The 5,099-nt window shown below is 52.9% G+C and carries 5 protein-coding genes; all 5 read right to left on the bottom strand.

Features of this window, described 5'->3' with window-relative positions; all coding sequences use genetic code 11:
- On the bottom strand, window positions 1–168 hold a 168-nt coding region (locus ACESLU_RS11535; protein WP_372638800.1), incomplete at its 3' end, for a twin-arginine translocation signal domain-containing protein.
- A 179-nt stretch (window positions 169–347) separates the two neighbouring features.
- Window positions 348–1,760 carry a Gfo/Idh/MocA family protein gene (locus tag ACESLU_RS11530; RefSeq protein WP_372638799.1) on the bottom strand — a complete coding sequence of 471 codons (1,413 nt, stop codon included), beginning with the start codon at window positions 1,758–1,760 and terminating at the stop codon, window positions 348–350.
- A 156-nt stretch (window positions 1,761–1,916) separates the two neighbouring features.
- The gene (locus tag ACESLU_RS11525) at window positions 1,917–2,828 is read right to left on the bottom strand and encodes a PIG-L deacetylase family protein (RefSeq protein ID WP_372638798.1); all 912 of its coding nucleotides are present in this window, start codon (window positions 2,826–2,828) and stop codon (window positions 1,917–1,919) included.
- A gap of 133 nt (window positions 2,829–2,961) precedes the next feature.
- Window positions 2,962–4,530: an arylsulfatase gene (locus ACESLU_RS11520; RefSeq protein WP_372638797.1), complete on the bottom strand. Its 1,569-nt coding sequence runs from the start codon at window positions 4,528–4,530 to the stop codon at window positions 2,962–2,964.
- Window positions 4,531–4,619: 89 nt separating this feature from the next.
- Window positions 4,620–5,099, bottom strand: a 480-nt coding sequence (locus ACESLU_RS11515) for a sulfatase/phosphatase domain-containing protein (protein WP_372638796.1), incomplete at its 5' end; no start/stop codon positions are given.

The following is a 5,099-nucleotide window of genomic DNA, read 5'->3' as shown; positions in this document are numbered from 1 at the left end:
GGCCGGGGCGGCATAGCCGTGCATATTGAAACGCTGTGGACGGGTAATCTGATAGGGTTCCTCTTCCTTATTATCTGCTGAAGCATCCCCGCCCATCCAGCCGAATCCGGGAATACTCAGTCCGGCAAGTCCAAGTCTCTTTAAGAATGTTCTCCTGCTGTTTTTCATGTTAATGACCTGTTAAATTAAAATTGGAAAGTGCTTTTGCAAAACCGTTTTTTAGCCAATCTCTGTATTTTCGCGAATTCAAAAGGTATCATCGAAGACAAAAAATTCCTTTAACCCGGTTTATTCACCAGGAAATGTGGGTGTGGCAAGGCGAAGTGGCCAAGCCGGCCCATATCCGGTTACGCGATTTTGGTGGTGCCGCCCTCCCGGAGTTCTATATCCATTCTCCGTTCATTGGTCCTCCACGCGCCCCCCGTAAAATCAGGGACATCAACGGACTCCGACTTGTGGGCGACCGAACGCTCACTCAGCGGTATAACCGCACTCCACTGGGCGGCGTCGTAGACATCCATTTCCAGCGGAAGGCCATTGCGGAGACAATCGATCATCCTCCAGTCCATCAGGGTATCCATCCCACCATGTCCCCCTACTTCCTGAGCTAACTCTCCAACTCTTTTAGTAATTTCCGGGGTATACTTCTCTTCCAGCTCCCTGAACTCTTCATCCGACAGCCAGTCATCGTGCCCGGTGGCAATCCTGGCGGGCAGCGGCCATTTCCTCGCGATGCCTTTGGTTCCACTCAACACGTGAATCCGGGAATAGGGACGCGGAGAGGTCACGTCATGCTGCAACATGATCGTACGTCCCCGGTGAGTACGAATCGTACTGGTATTCATGTTGCCCCGGTAGTCCCACTGCGCATACTGCTCCCAGAAGTCATCTTCTTTAGCCAGTTCTTCAGCCTTATCCCGCATCATAAAATCATTACTCGACATAGAAACCATATAATCCATCTGATCCCCACAGTTGATGTCCATTGCCTGGGCGATGGGACCCAGGCCGTGCATGGGATACAGGTTCCCGTCTCTGTTCAAATTCTCGTGAAGCCGCCACCGGTTGCTGTAGTTATCCTTGGAGAAATTACTATTAATCAACTGGTGGATATAAGCTCCTTCGCCGTGAATAATCTCTCCAAAAAACCCGTCCCGTACCATATTGAGCGTAACCATTTCAAAAAAGTCGTAACATGCATTTTCCAGCATCATGCAGTGTCGGCGAGTGTTTTCCGAAGTCTCCACCAGCTCCCAGCACTGCTCAATGGTTTGGGCAGCCGGAATTTCGGTCGCTGCATGCTTTTCGTGCTTCATGGCAAAGACCGCCATAGGCGTATGCCATTCCCACGGCGTACAAATATAAATCAGATCGATATCATTGCGATCGCATACCTTCTTCCATTCCTCTTCATCGCCCCAGTATCCCTCGGGGTTGTGGTCGGTATCCGAGATCGAGTCGATAGCTGCCTCCACGCGCTGCTGCTCTAAATCGGATATGGCTTTGATATCCACTCCTTCGATACGCGAGAGTCTTCTGACCGCCCCCGAACCCCGGTTACCGACGCCGATAATCCCCACCCGCACGGTCTCCAGCGGCGGGGCAGCGTATCCACGCATGTTAAATCGCTGGGGGCGCGTTTTTTTATAGGGGGATTCCTTGTCCTCCTTAGACAGCCAGTTTGAGAGTACACCCGTTCCGGAAAATCCGGCCAGTCCGACCAGCTTTAAAAATTCCTTTCTACCAAAGTTATTGCCCATGATCTTTATTTATCTAAAATTTAAGATTGTATGTTCTTTCCGGTTTTTACTTTTTTCATGCCGTTCCGTGTTACAAGCAGCTTCCTAATAACTCACTTTCCCTTCCACCGAAGGGTCAAATTTATCCTCCCTTCCTGACGTTTATAATCGTTCGTTTCAGTCAAAGGTGGGAAAAAGCTGTTGAAGCTCATCAACCGATACCTGTCGCCCGTACTGGGACAGCTCGAATGATTCGGCATATCGAATATCCTGCCCGGTTTCCGATCCATAGAGCTCGATAAGCCGATCGCGATACGTATCCGCCTGATTTTCAAATCGTACTTTTATTTCATCGATACGCATTTCCATACGCCTTTCTTCATCATCCGGGACCTCCTCGCGCGTGCCCCAGGTCCACGACTGCTCATCGGAAAACTGCGAGGGCATTTGCTCGATCGCCCTCCATTTCTTCTCCGCTGCATCATCTATCCCTACGACAACATCCGGTTGAAAGGGATAGGGTTTCTCAAAGCCGTCATGGTAGTAAAGCACGACGGGATTTCGGGCAAGATGGGGCGTATCCGGGGTAAAATACTTGGCCATCACCAGCACCGTAGCATCATCAATCAGGACTCCCCCGTAGCGATGATCGGGATGATAATCGTACCGGCGGTGAACCATCACGATATCGGCCTGCCAGTCGCGAATGAGCCTGGCCACTTTTTTCCGGTTTTCGAGCGTAGGCATCAGCTCACCGTCATGAATATCCATGACTTCCGTAGAAATACCCAGCACTTCCGCGGCTTCCTCAACTTCCTCCATGCGCCTCAGCGCAAGCTCTCCGCCTGACATCCCGAAGTGTCCGATATCCCCGTTGGTCATGGAGACACATTTGAAAGCATGTCCCTCTTCCGCCCAGAGCGCGGCGACGCCGCCGGAGTTTAATTCACAATCATCCGGGTGGGCCCCAAAGGCAATGATTCGAAGCTTTTCCTCATCAGCAGCCTGCCCCTGTGAATCACAGGGCATTGCACAAACCAGGAGAGCCCCGATAACAGGTAGTAAAAAGAGGCGATTAATTGAGCTCATAAGCAATGAATTAGTATTTGTTTACATTAAAATTGAAAAAATCTTTACCAAATCTTGGCCTAAGCACTTTTTATATTCCGACCTATGTTATTTTTAAAGATTTCGTTAATTTTCAGGTCCGACATTCCTTTTCTCATTTACGCTTATTATCTCCCAGTGCTTCCATTTTAAACTGCTCTATTTGGGGAACCGTGTGCTCCCGCTCCATAATGGTCCGGATGCTGTCCACTACTTCAGGATGCTGGTCAGCGACATTATTTTCTTCCCGGATATCCTCCTCCAGGTTGTACAGCTCGATTTCCAGGTTGTTGTCGGACATAATATTATTGCGGATCCCTTTCCACTGGTCCATGCGCACCGCCTGCTGGCCGCCGCTTGCCGGGAACTCCCAGTACAGGTAGTCACGGCGCTGCTGCTCTTCCTCCCGGCCCTGCAGCACGGGCAGAAAGGTGACCCCGTCGATATCTTGGGGCGGCTCCGCGCCCGCCACCTCACTTAGTGTCGGCATGATATCCCAGAAGGCCGACAGGTGGTCGCTCGTGCTGCCCGCCTCTATCTGCCCCGGCCAGCTGACGATCATCGGCACCCGGATGCCGCCCTCGTACACCGAGCCCTTGACCCGACCGCTTTGGCTTTGAAAAGGTCCCGCACTGTTAAAATATTCCGGACTAACCCCCAGGCCGTTGAGCGGACCATTATCGCTGGTAAAGATGATCAGCGTATTCTCGTATTCTTCCAGCTCCTTAAGCCTGGCGACCAGTTGTCCCACCTGCTCGTCCAGGTATGAGATCATCGCCGCATAAGTGGCATTCGGGTAGCGCGAGGGCGTATATTGCACCCTGCCCCCGCGATCTTCCGAAACATAGGGTTCTTCGTCACCAAATTTATCCCGGTAATAATCGATCCATCGCTGGGGCGCCTGGAGCGAAACGTGGGGAATATTGGTGGCAAAATACAGGAAAAAAGGCGTGTCCCTGTTTGCTTCCATAAATTGCAGGGCCTCCTCGCCCATCAAATCCGGGGCATAGTCGGGCTGATCGTGAAAACGGGCGTAACTCTCGGAATCATACGGATCGGCCCCTTCAGGCAATGATTGGTGCGGGGGCACCAGCTCGTTACTCAAGGCCACGCGCTGTTCGTTCCGCCACAAATAAACCGGGTAGTAGGAATGGGCCTGGCGCTGACCGTTATAGCCAAAGAAAAAATCAAAGCCCTGCCTGTTCGGAACCCCTTCGCTAAAAGGTGCACCCAGTCCCCATTTGCCGATTGCTGCAGTTTTATAACCCGCTTCCTGCAGCACTTCCGCTATTGTGATCGTTGAATCCGGGATCGGACGCTGTCCCTCCAAAGCAGGATTGGCCGCCATCTTTTCATAGTTCCACACATCTCCCCGGGCCACCCACTCGTCGTTGCCGCGAATATAGGCATGTCCGGGATGCTTGCCGGTCATCAGCATATAGCGGGCCGGGGCGCAGACCGGAGCGCCGGAATAATGCTGGGTAAAGGTCATCCCATTTTCGGCCAGTGCATCGATGTTGGGCGTCTCAATTTTCTCCTGTCCATAGGCGCCTATATCGCCATATCCGAGGTCATCGGCCAGGATATAAATAATATTCGGCTGCTCAGCCTCCTCAGGCTCAGTGGCCGCACACCCGACAAGCATGCTAAGTAAAATGACTAAAATGATGCGAATGTTCAGCATATATCTTGAATATAATACATTGATTGAAAACTATTTCCCGAACCGCCGGATCATCTTCTGTGCTCATGGCAGGTCAGTTATCCCCCCGTTTAGTCCCCCAGCGCTTCCATGCGAAACCGTTCCAGTTCGGGGACCGTGTGCTCGCGCTCCATGATCGTCCGGATGCTGTCCACGACTCCCGGGTGCCGGCCGGCTACGTCACGTTGTTCCCGGATATCCTCCTCCAGGTTGTACAGCTCGATCTCCAGGTTGTTGTCGGACATAATATCTTTGCGGATCCCCTTCCACCGGCCCATCCGCACCGCCTGCTGTCCCCCGTAGGCCGGGAATTCCCAGTACAGGTACTCGCGGCGCTGCTGGGCGTTTTCATTTCCCTTGAGGGTGGGCAGAAAGCTGACCCCGTCGATATTTTCAGGCGGATCCGCGCCCGCTACCGCGCTGAGCGTCGGCATCACATCCCAGAACGCCGACAGGTGGTCGCTCGTGCTGCCCGCCGGGATCTGCCCCGGCCAGCTGGCGATCATCGGCACCCGGATGCCCCCCTCGTGCACCGAGCCCTTGACCCGACA

Origin of the sequence: Fodinibius sp., assembly GCF_041642155.1 — a bacterium.
GTDB lineage: Bacteria > Bacteroidota > Rhodothermia > Balneolales > Balneolaceae > Fodinibius.
This window is presented reverse-complemented; position numbering and strand designations above follow the sequence as displayed.